Annotated in this window: 26 protein-coding genes and 1 pseudogene; 19 read left to right on the plus strand and 8 right to left on the minus strand. The window is 73.0% G+C overall.

What is annotated here, in order from left to right; all coding sequences use genetic code 11:
• Positions 1–15: 15 nt before the first annotated feature.
• From ACFEMC_RS05470 to ACFEMC_RS05485, 4 genes are all read right to left on the minus strand, one after another.
• Positions 16–3,114: a sacsin N-terminal ATP-binding-like domain-containing protein gene (locus ACFEMC_RS05470; RefSeq protein WP_380176616.1), complete on the minus strand. Its 3,099-nt coding sequence runs from the start codon at positions 3,112–3,114 to the stop codon at positions 16–18.
• The gene (locus ACFEMC_RS05475; protein WP_380174326.1) at positions 3,111–4,043 is read right to left on the minus strand and encodes a DUF3027 domain-containing protein; all 933 of its coding nucleotides are present in this window, start codon (positions 4,041–4,043) and stop codon (positions 3,111–3,113) included. The genes ACFEMC_RS05470 and ACFEMC_RS05475 overlap by 4 nt, the downstream gene beginning before the upstream one ends.
• Positions 4,040–4,429, minus strand: coding sequence for a cold-shock protein (locus ACFEMC_RS05480; protein ID WP_367638928.1), 390 nt, complete (start codon positions 4,427–4,429; stop codon positions 4,040–4,042). Before ACFEMC_RS05480 ends, ACFEMC_RS05475 begins: the two co-directional genes overlap by 4 nt.
• A 128-nt stretch (positions 4,430–4,557) precedes the next feature.
• Positions 4,558–5,337, minus strand: a complete 780-nt coding sequence (locus ACFEMC_RS05485) for an HAD family hydrolase (RefSeq protein WP_380174328.1) — start codon at positions 5,335–5,337, stop codon at positions 4,558–4,560.
• Between the two features lie 188 nt (positions 5,338–5,525).
• Here ACFEMC_RS05485 and ACFEMC_RS05490 point away from each other — a divergent pair, with 188 nt between their 5' ends.
• Complete coding sequence (locus ACFEMC_RS05490) at positions 5,526–6,149, plus strand: superoxide dismutase (protein WP_380174330.1); 624 nt, start codon at positions 5,526–5,528, stop codon at positions 6,147–6,149.
• Between the two features lie 482 nt (positions 6,150–6,631).
• Here the strand turns inward: ACFEMC_RS05490 and ACFEMC_RS05495 are convergent, their stop codons facing one another.
• Entirely contained in the window at positions 6,632–7,525 is an 894-nt protein-coding gene (locus ACFEMC_RS05495; protein WP_380174332.1) for a LysR substrate-binding domain-containing protein, read from the minus strand.
• Positions 7,526–7,632: 107 nt separating this feature from the next.
• On the opposite strand from ACFEMC_RS05495, the gene ACFEMC_RS05500 reads away from it, so the two are divergent.
• Positions 7,633–8,841, plus strand: a complete 1,209-nt coding sequence (locus ACFEMC_RS05500; RefSeq protein ID WP_380174334.1) for an MFS transporter — start codon at positions 7,633–7,635, stop codon at positions 8,839–8,841.
• On the opposite strand, the gene ACFEMC_RS05505 is transcribed toward ACFEMC_RS05500, so the two are convergent.
• Positions 8,813–9,451: a copper resistance protein CopC gene (locus ACFEMC_RS05505; RefSeq protein ID WP_380174336.1), complete on the minus strand. Its 639-nt coding sequence runs from the start codon at positions 9,449–9,451 to the stop codon at positions 8,813–8,815. The genes ACFEMC_RS05500 and ACFEMC_RS05505 overlap by 29 nt on opposite strands.
• 177 nt (positions 9,452–9,628) lie before the next feature.
• On the opposite strand from ACFEMC_RS05505, the gene ACFEMC_RS05510 reads away from it, so the two are divergent.
• From ACFEMC_RS05510 to ACFEMC_RS05520, 3 genes are all read left to right on the plus strand, one after another.
• Entirely contained in the window at positions 9,629–12,667 is a 3,039-nt protein-coding gene (locus ACFEMC_RS05510) for a S8 family peptidase (protein ID WP_380174338.1), read from the plus strand.
• Positions 12,668–12,783: 116 nt separating this feature from the next.
• Complete coding sequence (locus tag ACFEMC_RS05515) at positions 12,784–13,065, plus strand: hypothetical protein (protein ID WP_380174340.1); 282 nt, start codon at positions 12,784–12,786, stop codon at positions 13,063–13,065.
• On the plus strand, positions 13,062–13,559 hold the full coding sequence (locus tag ACFEMC_RS05520) for a 2'-5' RNA ligase family protein (RefSeq protein WP_380174342.1): 498 nt from the start codon (positions 13,062–13,064) through the stop codon (positions 13,557–13,559). The genes ACFEMC_RS05515 and ACFEMC_RS05520 overlap by 4 nt, the downstream gene beginning before the upstream one ends.
• A 102-nt stretch (positions 13,560–13,661) precedes the next feature.
• Here ACFEMC_RS05520 and ACFEMC_RS05525 read toward each other — a convergent pair whose 3' ends face one another.
• Entirely contained in the window at positions 13,662–14,156 is a 495-nt protein-coding gene (locus ACFEMC_RS05525) for a hypothetical protein (protein WP_380174344.1), read from the minus strand.
• Positions 14,157–14,321: 165 nt separating this feature from the next.
• On the minus strand, positions 14,322–14,582 hold the full coding sequence (locus ACFEMC_RS05530) for a hypothetical protein (protein ID WP_380174346.1): 261 nt from the start codon (positions 14,580–14,582) through the stop codon (positions 14,322–14,324).
• Positions 14,583–15,208: 626 nt separating this feature from the next.
• On the opposite strand from ACFEMC_RS05530, the gene ACFEMC_RS05535 reads away from it, so the two are divergent.
• The 14 genes and pseudogenes from ACFEMC_RS05535 to ACFEMC_RS05600 all read left to right on the plus strand — a co-directional run bounded on the left by ACFEMC_RS05535 (position 15,209) and on the right by ACFEMC_RS05600 (position 23,872).
• Positions 15,209–16,222 (plus strand): IS481 family transposase, encoded by a 1,014-nt coding sequence (locus ACFEMC_RS05535; RefSeq protein ID WP_380174348.1) that lies wholly within the window; start codon positions 15,209–15,211, stop codon positions 16,220–16,222.
• 40 nt (positions 16,223–16,262) lie between these two features.
• Positions 16,263–16,478 carry a hypothetical protein gene (locus tag ACFEMC_RS05540; protein WP_380174350.1) on the plus strand — a complete coding sequence of 72 codons (216 nt, stop codon included), beginning with the start codon at positions 16,263–16,265 and terminating at the stop codon, positions 16,476–16,478.
• Positions 16,479–16,843: 365 nt separating this feature from the next.
• A complete protein-coding gene (locus ACFEMC_RS05545) occupies positions 16,844–18,094 on the plus strand; it encodes an IS256 family transposase (RefSeq protein WP_380176618.1) in 1,251 nt (416 codons plus the stop codon).
• Between the two features lie 68 nt (positions 18,095–18,162).
• A pseudogene (locus ACFEMC_RS05550) lies at positions 18,163–19,349 on the plus strand (IS3 family transposase).
• Between the two features lie 18 nt (positions 19,350–19,367).
• Positions 19,368–19,625 (plus strand): PDDEXK nuclease domain-containing protein, encoded by a 258-nt coding sequence (locus ACFEMC_RS05555; RefSeq protein ID WP_380174352.1) that lies wholly within the window; start codon positions 19,368–19,370, stop codon positions 19,623–19,625.
• A 12-nt stretch (positions 19,626–19,637) separates the two neighbouring features.
• Positions 19,638–20,084 (plus strand): hypothetical protein, encoded by a 447-nt coding sequence (locus ACFEMC_RS05560; RefSeq protein ID WP_380174354.1) that lies wholly within the window; start codon positions 19,638–19,640, stop codon positions 20,082–20,084.
• Between the two features lie 155 nt (positions 20,085–20,239).
• Positions 20,240–20,704, plus strand: coding sequence for an Asp23/Gls24 family envelope stress response protein (locus ACFEMC_RS05565; protein ID WP_380176620.1), 465 nt, complete (start codon positions 20,240–20,242; stop codon positions 20,702–20,704).
• Positions 20,701–21,135, plus strand: a complete 435-nt coding sequence (locus ACFEMC_RS05570; RefSeq protein WP_380174356.1) for an Asp23/Gls24 family envelope stress response protein — start codon at positions 20,701–20,703, stop codon at positions 21,133–21,135. The genes ACFEMC_RS05565 and ACFEMC_RS05570 overlap by 4 nt, the downstream gene beginning before the upstream one ends.
• A gap of 154 nt (positions 21,136–21,289) precedes the next feature.
• Positions 21,290–21,469 carry a DUF2273 domain-containing protein gene (locus ACFEMC_RS05575; protein WP_367641298.1) on the plus strand — a complete coding sequence of 60 codons (180 nt, stop codon included), beginning with the start codon at positions 21,290–21,292 and terminating at the stop codon, positions 21,467–21,469.
• A 112-nt stretch (positions 21,470–21,581) separates the two neighbouring features.
• Positions 21,582–21,998, plus strand: coding sequence for an Asp23/Gls24 family envelope stress response protein (locus ACFEMC_RS05580; protein ID WP_380174359.1), 417 nt, complete (start codon positions 21,582–21,584; stop codon positions 21,996–21,998).
• Positions 21,995–22,576 carry a DUF6286 domain-containing protein gene (locus ACFEMC_RS05585; protein ID WP_380174361.1) on the plus strand — a complete coding sequence of 194 codons (582 nt, stop codon included), beginning with the start codon at positions 21,995–21,997 and terminating at the stop codon, positions 22,574–22,576. Before ACFEMC_RS05580 ends, ACFEMC_RS05585 begins: the two co-directional genes overlap by 4 nt.
• Positions 22,576–23,157: an alkaline shock response membrane anchor protein AmaP gene (amaP, locus tag ACFEMC_RS05590; RefSeq protein WP_380174363.1), complete on the plus strand. Its 582-nt coding sequence runs from the start codon at positions 22,576–22,578 to the stop codon at positions 23,155–23,157. Before ACFEMC_RS05585 ends, amaP begins: the two co-directional genes overlap by 1 nt.
• 134 nt (positions 23,158–23,291) lie before the next feature.
• Entirely contained in the window at positions 23,292–23,519 is a 228-nt protein-coding gene (locus ACFEMC_RS05595; RefSeq protein ID WP_367641291.1) for a hypothetical protein, read from the plus strand.
• A gap of 86 nt (positions 23,520–23,605) precedes the next feature.
• Positions 23,606–23,872, plus strand: a complete 267-nt coding sequence (locus ACFEMC_RS05600; RefSeq protein ID WP_380174365.1) for a GlsB/YeaQ/YmgE family stress response membrane protein — start codon at positions 23,606–23,608, stop codon at positions 23,870–23,872.
• Positions 23,873–23,909: the final 37 nt, after the last annotated feature.

Here is a 23,909-nt window from a genome sequence, read left to right on the forward strand (position 1 = left end):
GCCGACGCGAGCGCGTCAGCCCAGTCCCGGCAGTTCCTCCCCCAGCACCCGTGCCGCGACGTCACCGTCGTCGCCGAGGAGCCCGGCCAGCGCCGTCCGCGCCCACCAGACACCCGCCGACGCGGCGAGCCCCGCGGCCGCGCCAGCGACCGACGTCGCCAGGACCTCGCCGTCCCGTACCCAGTAGCCCACGGACACGCCGTCGCAGGTCAGCTCGCCCACCTCGGTCCACGTCCGAGCGAGCCCCGGCACGAGGGCGTGGGCGGTGGCGGGAACCCCGCGGACCGTTCCCGCGGGGTGGGTGAGCTCGCCGTCCGCACGGTCGGAGGCGAGGTCCAGGTCGAGCAGGTCGGCCACCCGGACGGCGTGCGCCGCCGGGACGAGCAGGCGCGGACCGAGGTCGGTCCGCTGCGCCCACACGGCGTCGTCGGGGACCACGACGTCGGCGGTCTCCGCGACGACGGGCGAGCCGTCCGCACCGAGGGCGGCCAACCGCGGGACGTCGAGCTCCGCGGCCTCGTCCACGGCGCGGGCCAGAGCGCTCCACAGGCTGAGCAGGTCGGCGGCCGTGGGACCGCCGGGGGTGCCGACCTCACGGGCGGTGCGCCGGAGCAGGCCGGCCAGGTCGGGGGTGCCCGCGGTGGCGAGGTCGTCCAGGGCGCCGAGGGCGCGGCGGACGGGGCCGGGCAGCGCAGCCAGCCAGTCGGGGGCGGGCGGCAACCAGGTGGGGGCCGAGCCCGCCGGGTCGCGGACGACGTCTGCGCACGGACCGTGCCGGCGCAGCCACCACGCGGTGAGCCCCGGGCGGCGGTGCGGGCCGAGGACCCAGTCCGCCGTCAGGGCGTGCGTGCCCGCCGGGTCCTGGGCCAGCGCGTCGAGCACGTCGGGCCACGCGTCCGCGACGAGGTCGAGGTCGCGCACGGCCACGACGCCCTCGACGGTCGTCCCCTCCAGGGCCTCGTCGACCCCCTCGACCACGTCCGCCCACACCTCCTCGACGTACTGCGCGACGTCCGCGAGCCCGCGGTCGGTGGCCTCCTCGAGGGCAGCGGGGTCCGCGAGGTCCAGCGCGGGCAGGGCGACGAGCGCCGGTCCGGTGAGCACACCGACCGCGCGCAGGACGTCGAGCCCCCACTCCTGCAGCAGGTCCGGGTGCACCGGGGCGACCTCGTCGGGGTCGTAGGCCCGCGCGGCGAGGGTGCCGGGGACGACGAGGGACCCCGCCGGCGCCAGGTCGTCGGCGTCATCGGGCAGCGCGAGGTCGGCCAGCCACGGCAGGTCCCGCGCCACCCGGTCGGCGGTCGCCGGGTCCGGTGCGTCGGCGCCGACGACGGCCTCGACGACGCCGAGGACGGCCTCGGCGACGGCGTCCGGGTCCTCGGCGTCGGGGGAGGCGGCGACCGCCGCGCGGACGGCCGGGTCGGTGAGGAGGGCCCACGGACCGCCCTCCCGGGCGCCGAGCCGCACGAGCAGGTCGCGGGCGGGACCGTCGGCGACGGCCGGGTCCACGACCCGCAACCCGTGCTGCGCCAGCACCTCTGCAGCGTCCGGGGCGAGGGGGTCCGCCCCGTCGGGCGCGGCGTCGAGGAGCACGAGCCCTCGCGCACCGTGGACGCGGCGGCCGTCGAGCAGCGGCACGGCCAGACCGCTCATGGCCTCCCGGGCCACGGGGTCGGCCGCCGCCAGCGGGGCGAGCGCGGCGAAGAGCGCGCGGCTGGCCGCGGCGTCCTGCCCGGGCAGGACGTCCAGCACCTCGGACAGGACCATGCGCACGACGCCGAGCTCGGTCAGCAGCCGGTCCGCCCCGCGCGGCGCGGCGACGAGACCGGCGAGCGCCGGCGCGAGAGCCGCCAGCAGGACCGGGTCGTCCGCACCCGGCCCCGTGAGGGCGACGGCCGACGACGGCCGCACCGGCAGGGGCGCACCGTCGACGCGCTCCACGCACAGCAGCAGCGGCACGTCACGCGCGCGGTCCAGGACCCGGCGACGCAGCTCGGCGTCCACGCGGCCCGCGGCGGCGCCGTACGGGACGAGTTCCAGCGCGTCGCCGCCGTCCGCGGCGACGCCGGCGAGCAGGTCGCCGTAGGCCTCCGCGGCCGCGTCGAGCAGGACGTCCGTCGCCCGGCCCGGGGCGAGCCGCCGCCGGTCCGGGCCGAGGGGGAACGTGCCGACGAGCAGCGCCTGCCAGGGCAGGTCCTCGTCGGTCGGGGTCGGACTGCACAGCACGCCCGGCGCGCGCGCACCGGAGCCCTCGACGGGCACCGCCCACGTCAGCTGCCAGCCCAGGCGGCGGCGGTCCTCCACGCCGCGGTCGGCGACGTCGGCCGGGTCGAACCGGCCGCTGCGACGCAGCACCCGCCAGCGGTCGGTGACGTCGCCGATGCGCACGGGGGACGCGCCGGGGCGTTCCACGACGACCTCGGCCAACCCCGGCAGGGCCAGCAGCAGCACGTCGCCCCCGCCGGCCGCGAGCTCGTCGAGCTGCGACTCCACGAGGGCGCGGGCGGCGTCGTCGCGCAGCGGCAGTTCGACGACCGTGTCGTGACCGGTGGGGACGGCGGCGGCGTCGGGGGCCGGGAAGGGCAGGCGCAGCGCGGCGACGTGACCGTCGCGGGCGGCGAGCTCGGCGCCGGCGCCGGCGCTGCCCGTCTGCCGCACGAGGTCGACGGACTCGGTGCGGGAGAAGCGGACCGCGCCGTCCTGCGAGCGCAGGGCGGGGGCGTCGGTGACGGCGAGGACGGCGGCGAACCCGACGCCGAAGCGGCCGACCGATCCGCTCCCGTCGGCATCCGCCTTGGCGCTGGCCCGCAGGGTCGACAGGCCCTCGACGCCGGCGGCGGTCAGCGGGGCGCCGGTGTTGGCGGCCAGCAGCGTGCCGGACCCGCCCGCGGGACCGTCCACGAGGCGCAGGAGCACCCGGCCGGGGACGCCCGCCGCGGTCGCGGCGTCGGCGGCGTTCTGCGCCAGCTCGACGACGAGCCGGTCGCGGTAGGCGCCGAGGGCGGCGTCCTCCTCGGCGTTCGCGTCCTCGCGCAGCCGGGCCGGGGAGGCGTTCCAGGCCGCGAGGACGCGGTCGCGCAGCGCCCCGGTCCCGAAGGGGTCCGGCGTGGTCAGCTGGTCGCCTCGACCGCGTCGTCCTCGGTCTCGTCCTGGACGGCAACGGGTTCCGGCGCCGACGGGGTGGCGGGCGGGGCGTCGTCGGCCAGCAGCGACGCGGTCTCGACGACCTCGAAGGCGTCGGAGGACAGGTCGTCGACGACCGTCACGGACGGCTCGTCCGGCGTCACCTCGACGTCGGTCTCGCTGTGCGCGCCGCAGCCGTGGTCGACGCTCACGACGCGACCGTCCTCGGGGGACCACTCGTTCGCGCACGCGCCGAACACCTGCCGGAGCGACCCCGCGAGCGCGAGGAAGAACCCGCACGTGGAGCACTGGCCCTTGGCGTTCTCGGCGATCTCGGTGCGCGGACCGCGGTCGCCCTCGTACCAGCGGGTCGCGGCCTCGTCGCGGCCCAGCGGGGACAGCACGCGCTCGCGGCCGAGGCCCAGCTCGTGCAGGGCGACGCGGTCGAGGTCCTCGTCGCCCGTCTCCTCGAAGCCCGGTTCGAGCAGCGGGTCGTCCGCCTTGCGCGGCAGCGTGTCCTGCGGTCCGACGTCGCCGGGCGCGAGTCGTTCGGCCCAGGGCAGCCACACGGGCGGCTGCAGCGCGTCGTCGCCGGGCAGGAGGCAGACCTCGCTGACGGTGACGTTGCGGGCGCGGGAGGCGCGGGTGACGGTGACCGTCCAGCGCCAGCCGCGGTAGCCGGGCAGCAGGCACGCGAAGGTGTGGCTGACGATGCGGTCGCCCTCGGGGACGGTGCCGAGGTGCTCGCCGACGGTGCCCTCGTCGGCGACCTCCTCGGCCGCGGCGCGAGCCAGGTCGACCGCACCGGCCGCGGCGGCGTCCAGGGTGGGCTTGCGCGGCTTGCGGACGCGCTTGGCCGCGGTGCCGCCCGGGGTGCCGCCCTGAGTGGTCGTCTCGTCCTCGACCGAGTCCACGCTCACGCTCCCGCCTCCAGGTCGTCGGCGACGGCCCGCAGCACGGCGGCGGTCTTGCGCGCGCCGGAGGCGTCGGGGTAGCGGCCGCGGCGCAACGAGCCGGAGACGCCGTCGAGCAGCTTGATGAGGTCCTCGACGATCGGGACCATCTCGTCGGGCTTCTTGCGGGTGGCGCGACTCACCGAGTGCACGGGCTCCAGCAGGCGCACGGACAGCGCCTGGTTGCCGTTCTTGCCCTGCACCACGCCGAACTCCACGCGGGTGCCCTTCGAGAGGGTCGCGGTGCCCGTCGGCAGCGCCGAGGCGTGCACGAAGACCTCCTCACCGCCCTCTGCGGCGAGGAAGCCGAAACCCTTGTCGGCGTCGAACCACTTGACCTTGCCAGTCGGCACGAACTTCTCCAGCCTGCGGTGCCGGGCGCCGCGGGGGTCCGCGCGCACCGGCGGGTGCGTCCAGTGTCTGAGCGGGCCCGGCGTCCGGCCGACCGTGGGGTCGGCGGTCCGTGGGCCGTCGGTCCAGGTTAACCGGGCAGCGGTGCCGTCCGCTCACCGTTCGGCCCGGCCGCGCCGGTGCGCAGGTCCTCGACGTGCGTGGCCAGCCAGTCCGGGAAGTCGGTCAGGGAGGACAGGACGACGTCGGCGCCGGCCTCGAGCAGGGCGGCGGTGTCGTGCGACCCGGTCGTGACGGCCACGGCGACCGCCCCCGCCACGCAGGCCGCGCGCACGTCGCCGGGGTGGTCCCCGACGTAGGCGGTGGCCCCCAGCTGGGCGAGCCGGACCCCCTTCTCCTCGGCGAACAGGTCGCCGGCCACGTCGGCGTCGTCGACCGCTCCGGCCAGCCCCGCGACCGCCAGGACGCGGTGGACGTTGGGCGTGTGCTTGGCGCTCACCACGACGCTGCGCCCCCCGTGCGCGGCGGGTGCGGCGAGCGCGGCGGCGGCTCCGGGGTAGGGGCGGACCGAGGAGATGCCCAGGGAGGGGTAGAGGTGGCGGTAGCGCGCCTGCAGGGCCTCGATCTCCTCGGCCGGTGTCCCGGGGGCCAGTCCGGCGAGGATGAGGTCGAGGGGCATCCCGGCGTAGGGCCAGGTGTCGGCTGCGGTGACCGTCACGCCCACCTCACCCAGCACGGCCCGCAACGTCGCCGCGATGCCGTCACTGGAGTCGACGAGCGTCATGTCGAGGTCGAACCCCACGACGGGCACCGGCGCGGCGCCGACCGCGGCCGGGTCGTCGGTCCGTGGGCCGGGGGTGGCGACGTCGTCGGTGCGGGGCTCGGGCGCGGAGGCCGGCGCGGACGTCATGGGGGCGACCCTACGGGGCACCTCCCGGGGCCGGACCCCGGACGCGGGTCGGTGATCACGCGGTGAGAAGCTGCGGACGCCGGTTGCGCACCCCTGGGAGCTGCGCGAAGGTCACGGGTGCGAGGCGGTCGTGAGCGGTCGCGAGCCGCCGCCCGCCGCGCGCCGAGGATCGCTGACGAGGAGAAGGCATGGCTGAGTACACCCTTCCGGATCTGCCCTACGACTACTCCGCGCTCGAGCCCCACATCTCCGGGGCGATCATGGAGCTGCACCACGACAAGCACCACGCCACCTACGTGGCCGGGGTGAACACCGCCCTGGAGAAGCTCGCCGAGGCCCGCTCCAAGGACGACCTGGCCACCGTCAACCTGCACGAGAAGAACCTGGCGTTCAACCTCGGCGGGCACGTCAACCACTCCGTGTTCTGGCCCAACCTGTCCCCCGACGGGGGCGACAAGCCGACCGGTGAGCTGGCCGCGGCCATCGACGCCGACTTCGGCTCCTTCGACGGCTTCCAGAAGCACTTCGCCGCCACCGCCCTGGGCATCCAGGGGTCGGGCTGGTCGATCCTGGCCTGGGACTCCATCGGCCAGAAGCTCATCAACGTCCAGCTGTACGACCAGCAGGGCAACATCGCCCTGGGCCTGGTCCCGATCGTCGTGCTGGACATGTGGGAGCACGCGTTCTACCTGGACTACAAGAACGTCAAGCCCGACTACGTCAAGGCCTGGTGGAACGTCGTGAACTGGGCCGACGCCCAGCAGCGCTTCGACCGCGCCCGCACCCAGACGAACGGCCTCATCCTCCCCTGATGAGGAGCCGCGCCGACCGGCGGTGAGCGAGGGGCGGGACCCGACCGGGTCCCGCCCCTCGCTGCGTCCGGACCCGTCACGCGGACCCGTCGCGCGGACCCGTCGCGCGGACCCGTCGCGCGGACCCGTCGCGCGGACCCGTCGCGCGGACCCGTCGCGCGGACCCGTCGCGCGGACCCGTCGCGCGGACCCGTCGGGCGGACCCGTCGCGCGGACCCGTCGCGCGGCGCGGGTCGTGGGACCGGGGGTGAGACCGGGGGTGGGACCGGGGATGGGACCGGGGCGGGCGTCGTCCTGACGACCGGCGGGCCGGTCCGACGGCTGCAACGAGGTGGGACCGGGCGTGGGAACACCGGTGGGTGTCCGTTCGGCGTCGTCGGGGCGACCGGTGCGGGACACCCACGTCTCACTCCACGTGGGTGTGCGCGTGGGTGTGCTCGTGGGTGTTCCCGGGGGCGCGCGGCGCCCTCACCCCGCCGTCCTCACCCGGCCGCGGACCCGGCGGGCAGGTGCCGGTCGAGCTCGGCGAGGAAGGCGCGCGTCGCGGCCGAGGCGCCGTCGCCGGCGTGCAGGACGGACGCGCGGCGGGCCGGGCCGTCGACGACCGCGACGGTGTGCAGACCGCTGGACCCGGGCACGGTGGACGCGGGCAGCAGCGCGGTCCCCACGCCCCGGCGGACGAGGTCGAGCACGAGCCCGACGTCGTCGGACTCCACGACGACGTCCCGCACGAGGCTGGCGGCGGCGAAGGCGGCGTCGGTCTGCCGACGGCCACCGGTGCCGGCGGGGAAGTCGACGCACGGCCGGGCGGCGACGTCCCGGAGCCGGACGCGGCGCCGGGTGCGCCAGGCGTCCTCGGCCGCGACGACGGCGACGTGCCGCTCCACGGCGAGGAGGCGGCGCTCCACCCCGGCGGGCGGTTCGGACAGGGCCAGCCCGACGAAGCCGACGTCGAGCGAGCCGTCCGCGACCGCGGCCAGGGTCGCGTCGCTGCCCTGCACCACCACGGACGCGCGGACCGCGGGGTGGCGGCGGTGCAGGTCGGCCAGGACGTCGGCCAGCCGGACCTCCGGCAGCGTCGGCACCGTCCCGATGCGCAGTCGGCCCGCGACGGCCCCGCCGGCGGCGACGACGTCCGTGCGCAACCGGTCGAGCTCGGCGAGCACGGAGCGGGCGCGGGGAAGGAGGGCGGCACCCGCGGCCGTCAGCCGGACCCGACGGCTCGTCCGCTCGAACAACCGGGCCCCGAGCTCGGCCTCCAGCGCCGCGACCTGGTGGCTCAGGGCGGACTGCGCGATCCCGAGCGCGGCCGCGGCGCGCGTGAAGTGCAGGTCCTGCGCGACCGCGAGGACGCACCGCAGCTGCAACGGGGTCACAGCGAACAGTCTCCTCGGGCGAGCACCACCCGTCGATCGCGGATCGCGATCGGTGGGAGCCCTCCGATCGCTTGGACAGGGGCTGGGCCCCGGCGCACGATGGGCCGGTGCTGACCCGCCCGCTGCTGCTGCTCATGGCCGTCACGACCGGTCTGACCGTCGGTGGCAACTACGTCAACCAACCGCTGCTCGACACGATCGCCACCGACCTCGGGGTCTCCGACGGCCGCGCCGCAGCGCTCGTGACCGTGGCCCAGGTCTCCTACGGGCTCGGTCTCCTCCTCGTCGTCCCGCTCGGCGACCTGCTCGAGCGGCGCCGGTTGCTGGTCACCCTCGCCCTGCTGGCGGCGGCCGGGCACGCCGTCTGCGCCCTCGCCCCCTCGTACGCGGTGCTCGTCGTCGGGACGGCGGTGGCGGGGGTGTTCTCCGTCGCCGCGCAGGTCCTCGTCCCGTTCGCCGCGGAACTGGCCGAACCCGGACGGGAGGGCCGCGCCGTCGGCACGGTCATGAGCGGGTTGCTCATCGGGGCCCTGCTGGCGCGCAGCGTGTCCGGCGCGCTGGCCGAGGTCGGCGGCTGGCACGCGCCCTACGCGCTCGTCGCGACGGGGCTGCTCGTCATCGCGGTCCTGTTGCGCCGCAGGCTCCCACGCAGCGTCCCGACCGCGCCCGGCGGGTACCTGGCGACGCTCGCCTCGGGGGCGCGCCTGGTCGCCGAACTGCCGCGGTTGCGCACGAGAGCCCTGCTCGGCGGGCTGGGTTTCGCCGGCGTCTCGGTCCTCTTCGCGACGACGACGTTCCTGCTGGCCGGTCCCCGCTTCGGGTTGTCCGAGCTGCAGATCGGGCTCGTGGGGCTCGCGGGCGTGGCCGGTGCGTCGATGGCCTCGCTCGCCGGCCGGATGGCGGACGCGGGCAAGGGGCAGTGGGCGACGGGCATCGGCGCCGTGGGCCTCGTCGCGACCTGGGGCCTGCTGGGGCTGTCGAGCTCGGTGTGGCTGACGTCGCTGCTGCTGTTCGTCCTCGGGTTCGGCCTGGCGGACATGTTCCTGCAGGCCGTCCACGTCTCGAACCAGAACGTGGTCTACCCGCTGCGCCCGGACGCCCGGGCCCGGCTGAACTCCGTCTACATGACGACCTACTTCGCCGGGGGCGCACTGGGATCGGCCGTCGGCTCGGCGGCGTGGGGTGCGGGCGGCTGGCCGCTCGTCAGCGGCGTCGGCGCGGGTTTCGGGGTCCTCGTGGTGCTCGTCTGGTTCCTCGACCTGCGCCTGGAGCGGTCTGGACGGGCGCTCAGCGCCGCCGGCGCCGGTACCCGATGATCCCGCCGATGCCGCCGACCACCACGACGACGGCGATGCCGGCGGCGATGAGCCCGCCGTTGCCCTCGGAGGCGACGGGGTTGGACGGGTCGACGACGGCCGCGCTCGAGCTGCTCGAGGAGGGGCTGGGGGAGTCGCTCGCCGTGGTGCTCGGCGCGGAGGTGGACGGGCTGTCCGTCCCGCCCGCCGCGCCGGACGCGGTGAACGAGAAGGTGCCCGAGACGGGGTGTCCGTCGGACGACGTGATCCGCCAGTCGACCGTGTAGGTGCCGGCGGGCCGGGCGCCGGTGAGGGGTTCGGTGACGTTCGCGTCGACGATCTGGGGGTCCCCGCTGGAGACGACGGTGCCGTCCGGGCCGGTCACGCGCACGAGCGTGCCCAGCGCCAGCGGGGTCGAGGACATGGTGAGGACGACGGCGTCCGGGGCGGTGTCGACGGTGGCGCCGTCCGCGGGGTTGGTGGACTCGAGGCGGTCGTGGGCGGCCGCGGGGCCGGCCGTGACCAGTCCGCCGGCGAGCGCCAGGACCCCGGCCGCCGTCGCCAGCAGCGCACGGCGAGGACCTGAGCGGGTCGGGGCGGCGGTGGACCGGGGGGCGTCGGTGGTCGGCACGGCCCAAGACTACGGAGCGTCGGAGACGGCCGGGATTGCGGCCCCGGGCACCGGAGGTCGTGTCGGTCTTGACGGTTCGTCCGTCACCCGATTGGCTGCCCCGCGTCACGTCTTCACCGACTGTCACACGATGCACACTTCTAGTAATCCTTCACTCCTGCCCCGCTGGAGGCCACCGTGGTCGCCCGACGTCCACTCACCACCACAGCGCTCGCGATGGGGGTGGGGATCCTCCTCACCGTCGCGCCCGCGCTCCCCGCGACCGCCGCCCCACCGTCCACGCCGGCGACGACGTTCGCCGCCGGCAACTACGTCGTCACCCTCGCCCAGGACCCCATCGCGAGCTACGACGGTTCCGTCCCGGGCATCCCGAAGCTGAAGTCCGCGGGCGGGGAGCTGGACATGACCCAGTCCACGACCCGCCGCTACCGGGACCTGCTCCTGTCGGCCCAGACGAAGGTCGCCGACGTCGTCGGGGCCAGGCCGCAGCAGCGGTTCACCGTGGCGCTCAACGGGTTCAGCGCGCACCTGTCCGGAGCGCAGGCGAAGCGGCTGGCCGCGACGGCCGGCGTCGTCTCGGTCGCCCCCGACGTCACCCGGCACCTCGCCGACACAACGAGCGAGAACCAGGGCTCTGCGACGACCCTCAGCACCACCGCGTCGGCCGCCGCCCCGGCCGCAGCGTCGACGCGGACCACCGCCGACTACCTCGGCCTCACCGGCAAGGGCGGTGTGTGGGACCAGCTCGGCGGGGTCGCCCAGGCCGGCCGCGGCGTCGTCGTCGCCGACCTCGACACCGGCCTGTGGCCCGAGCACCCGTCGGTCGCGGGCGCGAAGCTCCCGACGAAGGCGCCCGCGAACGACCCCTACGGGGCGTACCGCAGCGGGTCGACGATCCGGATGACCAAGGCCGACGGCGGCACCTACACCGGGGTCTGCCAGACCGGTGAGCAGTGGAGCGCCTCGAACTGCTCCACCAAGGTCGTCGGGGCACGCACCTTCGACGAGGGTTTCCTCGACGCCCACGCCCTGGCGCCGGAGGAGTTCAACTCGGCCCGCGACAGCGACGGGCACGGTACCCACACGGGCACGACGGCCGTCGGCCGCAACGGCGTGCCCGCGACCATCCAGGGCGACTCCTACGGGAACGTCACCGGCATCGCGCCCGCCGCCGCCCTCGCCGTCTACAAGGTGTGCTGGACGAGCGAGGAGGGCGACAACGGCTGCCAGACCTCCGACCTCGTCGCCGCGATCGACCAGGCCGTCGCCGACAACGTCGACGTCATCAACTACTCCATCGGCTCCGACCCCTCGCCCGACCCGACCGACCCGGTCGAACTGGCGTTCCTGTCCGCGGCCTCCGCGGGGATCTTCGTGTCGGCCTCGGCCGGCAACTCCGGGCCCGCCGCCTCGACCGTCGACCACCAGAGCCCCTGGGTGACCACGGTCGCCGCCGCCACCTCCGTCCTGCACGAGGGCACGGTCGTCCTCGGCGACGGCACGAAGCTCGTCGGTGCCCGCCTGCAGCAGAAGCCGCTGGCCTCGGCCCCGATCGTCCTGGGCTCGGCCGTGCGGATCCGGCAGGCACCCGCCGACGACGCGGACAAGTGCCTCGACGGCTCGCTCGACCCGGCCAAGGCCAAGGGCAAGGTCGTCGTCTGCGAACGGGCCATCACCGCCCGCGTCGCGAAGTCCGCTGAGGTCGCCCGGGCCGGTGGGGTGGGGATGGTCCTCTACAACCCCACGCCGAACTCCCTGGAACCCGACGCCCACTCGGTGCCCACGGTGCACCTGGACACGACGGCCGGTGAGCGGGTCGTCGCGTACGTCAAGGGCACCCGCAACGCCACGGCCTCCTTCCAGGTCGGCAACACCACGGGCCGGGCCACCGCGACGCCGCAGATCTCCGCGTTCTCCTCGCGCGGTCCTGCCCTCGTCGACGACGGCGACGTCCTGAAGCCCGACGTCACCGCGCCCGGTTCCGGTGTCATCGCCGGGTACTCGCCGGTCGCCTCGACGAACGGCAAGGACCTGTTCGCCCCCGAGTCCGGCACGTCGATGTCGGCCCCGCACGTCACCGGGCTCGCAGCCCTGTACATGGCGGCGCACCCCGAGTTCACGCCCATGATGGTCAAGTCGGCTCTCATGACCACGGCGCGCGACGTCGTCGGATCCGACGGCAAGGCCGTCCGCCAGGTGCTGTCGGCCGGGGCGGGCTTCGTCGACCCGACGAAGATGCTCTCGCCCGGGCTCGTCTACGACTCCACGCCGGTCGACTGGCTGAGCTGGCTCGAGGGTTCGGGCGTCGACACCGGGACCGGTCTCCCCGCCGTCGACCCCAGCGACCTCAACCAGGCGTCCATCGCCGTAGGCGACCTCGTCGGCACCCGCACCGTGACCCGGTCGGTCACGGCGGTCACCGGCGGGCTGTACTACGCCAAGGCTTCCGTCCCCGGGTTCGACGTCCAGGTCCAGCCGAGCGTGCTGAACCTGCAGCCGGGCCAGACCGGTCAGTTCCGGGTGACGTTCTCGCGGACCACCGCGCCCGTCGACCAGTGGTCCTCGGGGTGGCTGACGTGGACCGGCGGTCAGCGCCTCACCGTCCGCTCGCCCGTGGCGCTCAAGCCGCTGACGCTCGGTGGCGTCCCGGCGGACCTCACCGCCCCCGCGGCGGCGTCGGGTTCGGTCCGCGCGACCGTGCTGCCGGGTACGACGGGGTCGCTGGACCTCACGGCCACGGGTCTCGTGGCCGGTGACACCCGCAGCGGCCGCGTCCCCGTCGGCGACGTCCGCGAGTTCCCGGTGACGATCCCCGAGGGGACCTCGTTCACCCGCTTCGACCTCGTCGGCCAGGCCGGGTCGGACGTCGACCTGTTCCTCTACACCGACGGCGGAACCCTCGTCGCGCAGTCCGCGACGACCGCTGCCGACGAGCGGATCGACGGGTTCGTCGAACCCGGCCGGTACGTGCTGCAGGTCTCCGGGTACGCCGGGGCCGGCGGTGCCTCCGACGCCGGGTACGCGGTGACGTCGTACGTCCTCGGGACCGGCGCCGGGACCGGCAGCTTCACGGTCCGTCCGGACCCGCTGCCCCTGACGCAGGGCCGCCCGGCGACCGTCACGGCGTCGTGGAAGGGCGTCGACCCGTCCAAGCGCTACCTCGGGACGATCGGCTACGGCGACACCCCGCTGCGGACGGTCGTCACGGTCGGCTGACCCAGCGCCAGCCACCACCCCCGGACCACGGCCCGGTCACCTCTCGGAGGTGGCCGGGCCGTGCCGCGTGCGGGGCACGGGCGGCTCGACGCGCAGGGCCGTGGCACAGTGGCCCGGTGCAGCAGTCAGGGACCCCGCGGGGGGCTCAGCCCACGAACCAGCCCGCGCAACCCACGAACACCGGGGCCATCGGCGGGGTCGTCGCCTCCCTGGCGGGCCTGGTCGTCTCCCTCGTCATCGCCCCGCTGTCGATCGTCATGGGCCTCGTCGTCGTGGGCTTCGGGGTGAGGGCCCTGCGCACCGGGCACCCCGACCGCGGCTGGTGGACGGCCGCCCTCGCCCTCGCCGTCGTGTGCGTCGTCGTGGGCGTCGCGGCGACGGTCGTCGTCTTCGGGTGAACCCGTTCATCGTCGCCGCCGAGGTCGACGAACCCACCCAGGCCGCGTTCGACCGCCTGCGCCGCACGCACTTCCCGCCGGAGCGGAACCGGCTCGCGGCCCACCTGACCCTGTTCCACGCCCTGCCGGGCGACGCGCTCGGCGACGTCCTGGACGCGGTGCGCCGGGTCTGCGCGCGGCCCGCCCCGACGGCGGAGGTGACGGGCGTGCGGTCCCTGGGGCGCGGCGCGGCGCTCGTCGTGGCGAGCCCCGACCTGGTCGCCGCGCGGGCCGCCGTGGCCGCGGACTTCGCCGGCCGGTTGACCCGTCAGGACGGGCACGGGTTCTCCCCGCACGTCACGGTGCAGAACTTCGTCGACCCGGCCACGGCCCGCGCCACCGTGGAACGGCTCAGCGCGGAGATCACGCCGTGGGAGTTCACCGTCACGGGCCTGGCGGTGCACCGCTACGCGGGGGGCCCGTGGGACCACGTCGAGACGGTCCTGTTCGAGTAGGGCCCTCAGTGTGTCGCTGGTGGCCGTCCTCGCTCGGACCGCGGGACGCGCTTGACATCAGCGGCGGGCGGACCGTGTCCACGGGATGGGTCTCGGCCCATGTCAACGAGGTGGGAACGGCGAGATGTCATGGCTCCACTGTGTTGCGGCCGCCCGTAGCTGACGCTGGTCGAGCTTGAGGAGCACGCTGTACTCGTAGAGCCTGGGCCCGGTCTCCCTCGTCCAGCCGGGCTTGCTCGCGACCGCCTCCAGGGAGAGGTGGACACGCAGCACGGTCTCCCCGTCGATCACCGAGGCCACGCTGAAGGCGAGGTTCGGCTCGGTGAAGGCGAGCACGTCCGCAGCGTCCTCGCCAGGGTTGTCGGTCGGCTCGACCCTGCCCCGGGCAGTTCTCTGCAGCCAGCGGTGCAGTTCTCGGGCCTCCCAGGTCGTGAGGCTCGGGTCGTGGAACGTCCACGACTCGCCGGCGGCGGTGTGCACCTGTCCGTGGACGATGAGCCAGTTCGCATCCCAGTCGCCGGGGGTGTTGGTCGCCGGGTACTCGTAGCCGGTGGGGCGCAGCTCGAAGGCGGCGCCGTCGGTGGAGGTGAACTGCACCTGACGATGGTCCCGCACCTGAGTGGAGGAGGACGCGATTCCCTCGACCGTGGAGGTTCAGCAGCAGACGTCCACGACCACACGGTCGACGTCCTGTCCGCGAAGTCGTCGAGCGCGTGGAAGGCGAGATGACCGTGTGGTTGGCCAGAGGGCAGCTGAGATGCCCTAGGAGGAGGGCGAGCCCTCCCCGCGTCGGAGCAGGTGCACCTCGTGGACTGCGGTCGCGATGGATCCGGCGCCGGCGATGGCCGCCGGGATGCTCAGCCACCAGCCGAAGTGGTTCAGCCAGGCGAGCAAGGCCAGGGCAGGCATCATGATCGCCAGGATGACGTGGACGGCGACGAAGGCTCCGTGCTTGGGGGCAGTGCCGCGCTTCCACCGGGCGATGCCGCTTCGGGTAGCGGGAGGTGACGCGGTCAGCGGCATGGACGCATCTTGGGGCAGCAGCACCAGCTGCGGTGACTCCTCACTCGATCGGCGCCATGACCGCGCTGCGCCCGGACGGCGGCACGACCAAGCGTCGGCGCGCTCCGTCCGATCACGCGCAGTGCCCTACTGCCGTGGTGCCTCTTTCAGGCGTCGCCGCTCCGTGGAGACTCCCGGGCACGAGTCGTCCGAGGCGAGATGGTGAAGGTGAAGATGGCGAAGGTTCCGCCGCTGACGAGGGCGTGTCCAGTGGCGCCAGCCGAGGGAGTCACCGATCTCCCTGGTGGTGGCGCTGATCACGGCGAAGGCGAGCATCGCGAGTGGTAGCCAGAGCCGAAGGGGCGTCGTCCGTCGCTGGTTCTCTGCAGGGTCGGACACGTGTCCACGCTCGGAGGCGATGGGGGCGACGACGACCAGGGCGACCACGCTGAGGTCACCGCCCGACGTGAGTGCGCGACGTCTGCGGGATGACCGTGCGCCCGCGCGCCGCGGGATGACCGTGCGGTCTAGCTGTACTGAGCACGCACGTTGGTGACACGCCGGTGACTACCGGTCCGTGACACGGAGAAGACCTCCGAGTGGGGTGTGGAGCTGTCGAGGAACCGCACCACCACCCGGAGGTCTTCGTGCTTCACCGTAACGCTGCCCTCGTGCCGAAGGCACGCCTGAAGCTGGCCCGCCTCATCGTCGATGAGGGCTGGCACGAACGCCGCGCCGCCGAACGCTTCCAGACCTCCCACACCACCGCCCGCCGCTGGGCCGCCCGCCTGCGTCAGCTACGCCGAGCAGGAGCCAGCGAAGCCGACCTGGACCGCGACGGGCTGCCTGACGCCCCCTCGACTCCGCGGCGCAGCCCGCACCGGACCAGCAAACGGCAGGTCAAGAAGGTCCTGCGCCTACGCCGGCGCGGGTGGGGACCAGCCCGCATCGGACCGCACGCAGGCATCCCCGTCTCGACCGTGGCCAAGATCCTGAGCCGTGAAGGCGTACCCCGCCTGCGCGATGTGGACCTGGCCGACCGGCAACGTGCCCGTCGTGAGGTCCGACGCTACGAGCGTTCTGCTCCGGGGGAACTGGTGCACATGGACGTCAAGAAGTTGGGCCGGATCCCCGACGGGGGCGGGTGGCGTGTCCACGGCCGCGACAGTGAGGCGGGCCGGGCGGCGAAGGCCCTGGCCAGCCGCCGCCGACTGGGGTACGCCTACCTGCACACCGTGCTGGATGACCACTCCCGCCTGGCCTACACCGAGATCCTGCGTGATGAGCAGGGCCCCACGACCGCAGCGTTCTGGCATCGGGCCTGCTCCTGGTTCGCCGACCGCGGTGTCCGCATCAAGCGGGTCTTGACCGACAACGGGTCGAACTACCGCTCGCGGGACGTGGCCGCCGCGCTGGTGGCGACCGGCGTCGTGCACAAGCGGACCCGGCCCTACCGGCCGCAGACCAACGGCAAGGTCGAGAGGTTCCACCGGACGTTGATCACCGAGTGGGCTTACGCCCGCCCCTACGCCTCAGAGACGGCGAGGGTTCGGGCCTTGCCGAAGTTCCTCCACCTGTACAACCATCACCGGCACCACACCGCCCTCGGAGGCCGGCCACCGATCAGCCGCGTTACCAACCTCCGTGCTCAGTACATCTAGCCGCGCTGCCTGGGGTGAACAGCGGCGGGACCATGGCTTCATGAGCATCGACCGCGACGACCAAGCCGGTCAGCGCACCGCGGGGCTGCGCCGCGTGATGCAGTACCTCGGGCTCTCCTACGCCCCAGGCGGCGAACCGCGGAAACGAGGCCCTTCGCGGTACTGGGCCGGCCGATCCGTCTCGCGGCGGCTGGACGAAGACCTTGACGAGCTGCGCCGGCGCGTCGATGACCTCGAACGCCGTCAGGAGCGGTGAGGTCACCGCAGCCCGCGGTTGGACTCCGACTTGCGACGTGACCGTGCCCCCGCGCGCACCGCGGGATGACCGCAAGATCAGTGCGGCGAAGGGCCGCGCTACGGTCCCGAGCAGTCGAGGGTGGGAGCCGAACACGGTCGTCGTGGTGCAGATGGTCGTTGTGGTGCTCGCGATCTTTGCGATCAGGGGCTCTCTGCTGCGTCGTCGTGGTGGGTGAGTCCCCTGGAGTGGTGTAACTCGGTCCCAGCCTGACGGGGTCCGGCGTGTCCGGGACGTGGGTGAGGGCCACCGCGTGAAGCTCTGCGAGTAGCCGCCAAGCAACTCGTAGATGGAGACCACACGATGGCCCTCGAGCCCAGTCTGCCCTGTCCGACCTCGCCGACGCACTCACCACCGCCGACGGCGGGGCCCTGATGCGTCGGATCCTGCAAGGAGCCCTGCAAGGCCTCATCGACGCCGAGGCCGAGCAACACATCGGTGCTGGCCTGCACGAGCGCACGACGGCCCGCACGACGCACCGCAATGGCACCCGCGACCGGCTCGTGGCCACCACCGCCGGCGACGTCCACGTGAAGATCCCCAAGACCCGCACCGGGTCGTTCTTCCCGACCCTGCTGGCCCCCCGCCGCCGGATCGACCGGGCGCTGCACGCCGTGGTGATGGAGGCCTACGTCCACGGCGTCTCGACTCGCAAAGTTGACGACCTCGTCGAAGCTCTTGGGGTGGAGTCGGGCATCTCCAAGTCCGAGGTCTCCCGAATCTGCGCCGACTTGGACACCGAGGTCGATGCGTTCCGGACCCGCCCGTTGGACGCCCAGGCGACCCCGTACGTCTTCCTCGACGCCAGGTACTGCAAGGCCCGCATCCGCGGCCGGGTCGTATCCCAAGCGGTTGTCATTGCCACTGGTGTCACCGCCGACGGTCATAGAGAAGTGCTGGGCTGCAACGTCGGTGACGCTGAGACTCTGGTGTTCTGGAAAGAGTTCCTCGGCTCGTTGCGTGATCGGGGTCTGCACGGGGTCCAGCTCGTCATTTCCGACCAACACCGCGGCTTGGTCTCGGCGATCGAGCAGAGCATGGCCGGCGCCGCCTGGCAGCGCTGCCGCGTCCACTTCATGCGCAACCTGCTGTCTCGAGTGGTGAAGGGACAGTCGGACGCGGTGGCGGCCATGGTCCGCACGATCTTCGTTCAGCCCTCTGCGGCGGCGGTGGGCGAGCAGGTCCGGGTCGTCGCCGACAGCCTGCGCGCCAAGTTCCCGGCCGTCGCCGACATGCTCGATCAGGCCGGGCCGGATGTCACGGCGTTCGCTGTCTTCCCTGAAGCGCACTGGAAGAAGATCTGGTCCACGAACCCGTTGGAGCGACTGAACCGTGAGGTCAAGCGCCGCACCGACGTCGTCGGGATCTTCCCCAACGCCAAGGCCCTGCTCCGCTTAGCCGGCTGCGTGCTGATCGAGACGCACGATGAGTGGCAGTCCGGGGAACGGCGTTACCTCTCGGAGTCGTCGATGGCGTTGCTGACCCCGCCGGAACCGAGCGTCCTGCCAACGCCCGCGCTGCGCGCGGGCTCAGACACAACGACCACGCTCGACACGACCGCCGAAATCACGGCATAGGGGTCTGCTGCAATGATCGGTGGCAACCGAGCTGGCTTGCTCCTCAGCAGGCCTGGAAGGATGTCGCTGTGCCCAAGCCCTACCCCCGCGAGTACCGGGACGACGTCGTGCGCGTCGCCCGGGACCGCGACCCCGGCGTGACGTTGGAGCAGATCGCCGCCGACTTCGGCATCCACGTCATGACGCTGTCGAAGTGGATGCGCCAAGCGGATGTGGATGCCGGCGTGAAGCCTGGGACGAGCACAACGGACAACGCCGAGCTGCGTGAGGCGCAGCGGCGGATCAAGCTGCTGGAGCAGGAGAACGAGGTCCTGCGCCGCGCGGCGGCCTACTTGTCCCAGGCCAACCTGCCCGGCGGCTCGGGAAAAGGATCTTCCCGCTCGTGAGGGAGCTGGCCGCCGAGGGTATTTCGGTGGTCCTCACGTGCCGGGTACTGAACATCGCTCGACAGGTCTACTACCGCTGGCTGGCTCAGCCGGTCACCGACACTGAGATCGAGCAGGCTCACCGCGCCAACGCCCTGCACGATGCCCACCGCAAGGACCCGGAGTTCGGCTACCGCTACCTGCACGAGGAAGCCGCCGAGGCCGGGCAGCCGATGGCGGCGCGGACGGCCTGGTGGATCTGCTCGGACAACGGCTGGTGGAGCGCCTTCTCCAAGAGACGGTCCATGAACGGGAAGCGACCGGGCCCACCGGTTCACCACGACCTGGTGCAGCGGAAGTTCACCGCGGACAGCCCGAACCAGTTGTGGCTGACCGACATCACCGAGCACTGGACCGGCGAGGGCAAGCTGTACTTGTGCGCCATCAAGGACATGTTCTCCCGGCGCATCGTGGGGTACTCCATCGACTCGCGGATGACGTCGCGTCTGGCGGTCCGCGCGTTGGCCAATGCCGTTGCGCGGCGGCGAGTTGAGGGGATCGACGCGGCTGGCTGCACGCTGCACTCGGACCGAGGATCGCAGTTTCGATCCCGGCGCTACGTCCAGGCTCTGAACCGTCACGGCCTGGTCGGGTCGATGGGCCGTGTCGGTGCGGCCGGGGACAACGCGGCGATGGAGAGCTTCTTCGGCCTGTTGTAGAACATCGTCCTGGACCGCCGGCAGTGGTCAATCCGGGAGGAGCTGCGGATCGCGATCGTGACCTGGATCGAACGGACCTATCACCGCCGCCGGCGGCAGAGCGGTCTAGGTCGGTTGACCCCCATCGAGTACGAGACCATCATGACCACGTCGGTCGCCCTGACCGCGTGACGTAGCTGTCACCTGATCATGCAGCAGACCCAGGCGCTGATGGACCGGCTGCAGCAGATGCTGACCGCGTTCGGGCATGGGATGGCGTTCGTGGGCCGTCAGCACCGGTTGGAGGTGGGGGAGGAGACCCTCAACGTGGACTTGCTGCTGTTCTCCTACACGCAGCTGCGGTTCGTGGTGGTCGAGCTGAAGATGGGCCGCTTCAGCCCTTCCTACCTTGGCCAGCTCGGCACCTACGTCGCCGTCGTGGACGACCAGCTGCGGGACCACGCTTAGCACGCCCCCACGGTGGGGATCCTGCTGTGCACCGGCGGGGATGAGCAGCTGGTGCGGTACGCCCTGGGCAGTTCGACCTCGCCGATGGCGGTCGCCAGCTACGACGCGCTCAGCGCCGAGCAGCGGGCCGGGCTGCCCGACCTTGCCCAGCTGCAGGCCGTCGTCAACGAGACGCTGATCGGCCAGGGCGCTCACCCCTTCGACGGGTCGCCGTCTGACCGCAACTGCGCGCCAACTGACACAGCAACCGGCACCAGCAATCGTGAGCAGGTGCTCACCAGCAGCCGGCAGGCTGGTGCTGCCACCGGTTCAGCTGCAGTTTCTCGGCGGGGCGCCCGATGGCGTCGGCAAGTGAAAGAGCACTATGGGTCCGCACTGAGACCCATGCAAGGAGACCTGCATCGGCGGCGTCAGAGCCTGGCGGTCCGGCGACCATGGCGCACTGACGAACAAATATGACGCAGGTCACACTCAAGGTGGCGTGCAGTTTGGCCCGGTTCTGTCTCTATCCCTGTGAAAGCCCCACTGCACAGCCCGACCGGCTTGTAGGAGGGCTCACCCACTCTCTTGAAGGAGCACCCGTGAGCGAGCAGACCAAGACCACCCCCAAGGCGATGTCCACCCCCGGCTCGTCGACCCTGGCCGTCAGCCGCGACGACGTCCCCACCGGCGCACTGGTCTCCAACCAGGGCACCACCTCCATCGCCGACACGGTCGTCTCCAAGATCGCCGGCCTGGCCGCTAAGGACGTCTCCGGTGTCCACGCCCTCGGTGGCGGCGCCTCCCGCGCGGTCGGTGCCCTGCGTGAACGGATCCCGGGTGGCCGGGTCAACCACTCCCAGGGCGTGTCGGTGGAGGTCGGGGAGACCCAGGCCGCCGTGGACATCAACCTCATCGCCGAGTACGGCGTCGCGATCGCCGACCTCGCCGCCGGTGTGCGCCGCAACGTCATCGCCTCGGTGGAGCGGATGACCGGTCTGCAGGTCACCGAGGTCAACATCGCCGTCGCCGACGTGCACCTGCCCGACGAGGACGCCGACGACAACGAGGACACCGACTCCGCTCCCCGCGTCCGGTGATCGAGCCCACCACGCCGACCGGCGCCCTCCGGGGCGCCGGCTCGGCCACCGGGGCGCCGGTCGGCGCACCTTCCTTCGACCTCGCGGCCACCGCATCGGCGGCGTCCCCCGCGGTCACGGAGTTCGAGGTCGTCTCCACCACCGGGGTGCCGGAGGTTACGGCCGCCGATGAGATTGCTGCCCTGGTGCTCGCGGTCGAGGGGGTGGTCCAGCTGCACCCGGGCCGCTTCGGTGAGGTCGCGACCTACCTGCCTGGTCGGCGGGTGGCCGGGGTCAAGCTTTCCGAGCAGGCGGTGGAGGTTCACGTCGTCCTGGCTTACGACACCCCCATCCGAGCCGTTGCCCAGCAGATTCACGCCGCCGTCGCCGCCGTGGTGGACGTGCCGGTGCAGGTCTACGTCGAAGACCTCGCCGCCGCCCGCGCCGCCTGACGTCTTCCTGCGGCCTCAAACGTGACGGCACAAGGTGCTGCCGCACCAGGTACTACGACACCAGGTGCTGCTGCGCCACAGTCCCGCTCGGCAGCACTACCTGCTGGTTCTGACTGGATCCGGCAGGCCCCACTCCCTTCCCCTGGAGGAACTCGTGTCCGCCTCGATCGTCGGCATCTTCGCCGGCCTGCTCCTGGCCATCATCGCCATCCAAGGTGGCTTCGGCTGGTTCGTCCTGGCCCTGCTGTTCGCCGCCGTCGGCTACGTCGTCGGCGCCCACCTGGAAGGCAAGCTGGACCTGGCCGCCCTCATCCCCGGCCGCAGCCGTGGCTGATGGCGCCACCGCCGTCACGACTCCTACCGGGACCGCCGCGGCCAGCAGCCGCAACACCCTGAACCCCCGCGACGGCCAAGCCCGACACGCACGGACCTCGAGCACACCGAGCGTGCGGCGCTGGAGCGGCCCCGCTCAGGCGGCAGCCGAACTCACGGCCGAAGAGCGCACCGAAACCGCATCGCGTGGAGCGCTGGAGGTCAAGGACAAGGCGGTGGAGCGCATCGCCGAGGCCGCGGTCTTCGAGGTCCCCGGCGTCATCGCCGCCGAGGACACCGCCGGCACCATCGCGACCGCCCTGGGTCGTGCCTACCCCCGCGTCGACGTCCACGTCGCCGGTCACCGTGCCCGGGTACAGATCGAGATCGTCACCGCCTGGCCGCGACCGGCCGCCGGTGTCGCCGCTGCGGTCCGTGACCACGTCGCCGACCGGCTGCACACCCTGGCTGCCTTGGACGTCGACGTCGTCGACGTCACGGTGGCCAAGGTCCTGCGGCCCACCACTCCGGAAAGGAGACGCGTCCAGTGACCTCCCAGACCGGTTCCGGCGTCGACGCCACCACCCCGACACAAACTCCGATGCAGGCCGCGAACCAGAAGAGCGGCAGCGGCCCGATCGGGGCCATTGGCCCGATCCTGGCCGTCCTGCTCCTGGCCCTCGGTCTACTGCTGCTGCGCGACGCCCTCGTCGCCTCCGGTGCCCTGTCCGGCACGCCGTGGCTGAACGCCGGCGTAGACGGGGTCGAGGGATTCGCTCCGACGTGGTGGCTCATCTCCGCCGGGATCGTCGTGGCCCTGATCGGGCTGTGGCTGGCTCTGACCGCGCTGCGTCGCCGCTCCCGCAAGACCCTGCCGCTGACCTCGCGCACCGGGGTCTTCCTGCACACCCGCGACATCGCCCGGCTGGCCTCGGGAGCGGCTCAGGACGTCGACGGTGTCCTGGACGTCTCCTCCACCGCCACCCGCAAGAAGGTCACCGTCACCGTCCACGGCACCAGCGAGTCGAGCCTGCGGGAGTCGGTGACCGGTGCCGTCGCGCAGCGGTTGTCGCCCCTGCAGTCCCCGCCGCGGGTGGCCGTCACCGTCCGCACCCCGAAGGAGAACTGATGGGCCGCGCAGTCCTGGGGTTGGACCGCCTCGCCGCGATCGTCGTCGGCTTGGTCCTGCTCGTCCTCGGGCTGGCTGCCGCCGCCTGGGGTGCCGGGTGGTTGGTGCAGGTGTGGGCCGCGGCCCCCCAGCAGCTGACGCTGCAGACCGCCACCGACACCTTCGCCACCGCGTGGTGGCCCTGGGCCGCCGGCATCGCCGGCGCCGTGTGCATCCTGCTGGCCCTGTGGTGGCTGCTGGCCCACCTGCCCCGACGTGGGGTGGGCGAGCTGTCGCTGAAGGGGTCCGACAAGAGCGGGCGACTGCTCATCGACCCCGCCGGGGCGGCGGCCACCGCCGCCGACGTCCTGGCCGAGACGCCCGGGATCCGCTCGGCCTCCAGCCGGGTGGTGCGCGACCGCGGACAGCTGGTGGTGGCCGTGAAGGCCACCGTCGAACCCGACGCCGACCTGCAGTCGGTGGTCACCGCCACCGACGACGTCGCGACCGACCTGGCTCAGGTCCTGGGCCGTGACGATGCCCGCGCACGGGTGCAGCTGAGCGTGGCCCGTCGCGCCCGTCACCGAACCCGCGTGCACTGATCTCGGTGCACTGATCTCGGTTCATCAACCCTGGTGCACTGACCCGCACGCACCGATCCACACGTGCCGATCCCCACGCACGCACACCGACTTCACCGGATCGGACCCAGCACCACGACTGAAGGAGATCGACCATGTGGGTCCTGCTCTCCAGTGGTCTGCGCCGATGGGTCGTCTTCACCGTCGCCGTCCCGGTGGCCGGACGGTTGCTCGCCGGCCTGGGCCGGCGGGTGGAAGCCAGTAGTGGCCCCACGAAGTTGTCTCGGGGTTTGCTGGGCGCCGGGCGGCTGGTGTCCTCCCGGGCCCGCAAGGACGACCCCCGCAACGCCCGAGGTGGGCTCCTGCGCCGTCGGCCGCGCTGACCCGTCCGCGCCCCGTCACACCGCACCATCCGCACCACACACCCTGAGCCGATCAGACCATCGGTCGACCTGTTCGAAGGAGATCCATGACCATCGGTGGCATCATCACCGCGATCGTCATCGGCGCGATCATCGGCGCCCTGGCCCGTCTCGTCCTGCCGGGCAAGCAGAACATCTCCATCCTGCTGACCATCGTCGTCGGCGTCATCGCCGCCCTGATCGGTACCGCCCTGGCCAGGTTGCTGAACGTGGCCGACACTCCCGGCATCGACTGGATCGAACTGATCCTGCAGGTCGCCGTTGCTGCTGTCGGGGTCACCATCGCCGGCAGCATCAGCGCCCGCCGCCGCTGACCAGCGTTCCACCATCCCGATCAGGTCCTACCCGGAC

Source organism: Kineococcus sp. DHX-1 (assembly GCF_042473625.1).
In the GTDB taxonomy this organism is placed as follows: domain Bacteria; phylum Actinomycetota; class Actinomycetes; order Actinomycetales; family Kineococcaceae; genus Kineococcus.

What these genes read in the sequence shown, in the direction of transcription:
- ACFEMC_RS05595 (WP_367641291.1), top strand. Translation starts at nt 23,292, where the DNA reads ATGTGGGTCCTGCTCTCCAGTGGTCTGCGCCGATGGGTCGTCTTCACC.
- amaP (WP_380174363.1), top strand. Translation starts at nt 22,576, where the DNA reads ATGGGCCGCGCAGTCCTGGGGTTGGACCGCCTCGCCGCGATCGTCGTC.
- ACFEMC_RS05540 (WP_380174350.1), top strand. Translation starts at nt 16,263, where the DNA reads ATGAGCATCGACCGCGACGACCAAGCCGGTCAGCGCACCGCGGGGCTG.
- ACFEMC_RS05530 (WP_380174346.1), bottom strand. Translation starts at nt 14,582, where the DNA reads ATGCCGCTGACCGCGTCACCTCCCGCTACCCGAAGCGGCATCGCCCGG.
- ACFEMC_RS05565 (WP_380176620.1), top strand. Translation starts at nt 20,240, where the DNA reads ATGTCCACCCCCGGCTCGTCGACCCTGGCCGTCAGCCGCGACGACGTC.
- ACFEMC_RS05555 (WP_380174352.1), top strand. Translation starts at nt 19,368, where the DNA reads ATGCAGCAGACCCAGGCGCTGATGGACCGGCTGCAGCAGATGCTGACC.
- ACFEMC_RS05600 (WP_380174365.1), top strand. Translation starts at nt 23,606, where the DNA reads ATGACCATCGGTGGCATCATCACCGCGATCGTCATCGGCGCGATCATC.
- ACFEMC_RS05490 (WP_380174330.1), top strand. Translation starts at nt 5,526, where the DNA reads ATGGCTGAGTACACCCTTCCGGATCTGCCCTACGACTACTCCGCGCTC.
- ACFEMC_RS05485 (WP_380174328.1), bottom strand. Translation starts at nt 5,337, where the DNA reads ATGACGTCCGCGCCGGCCTCCGCGCCCGAGCCCCGCACCGACGACGTC.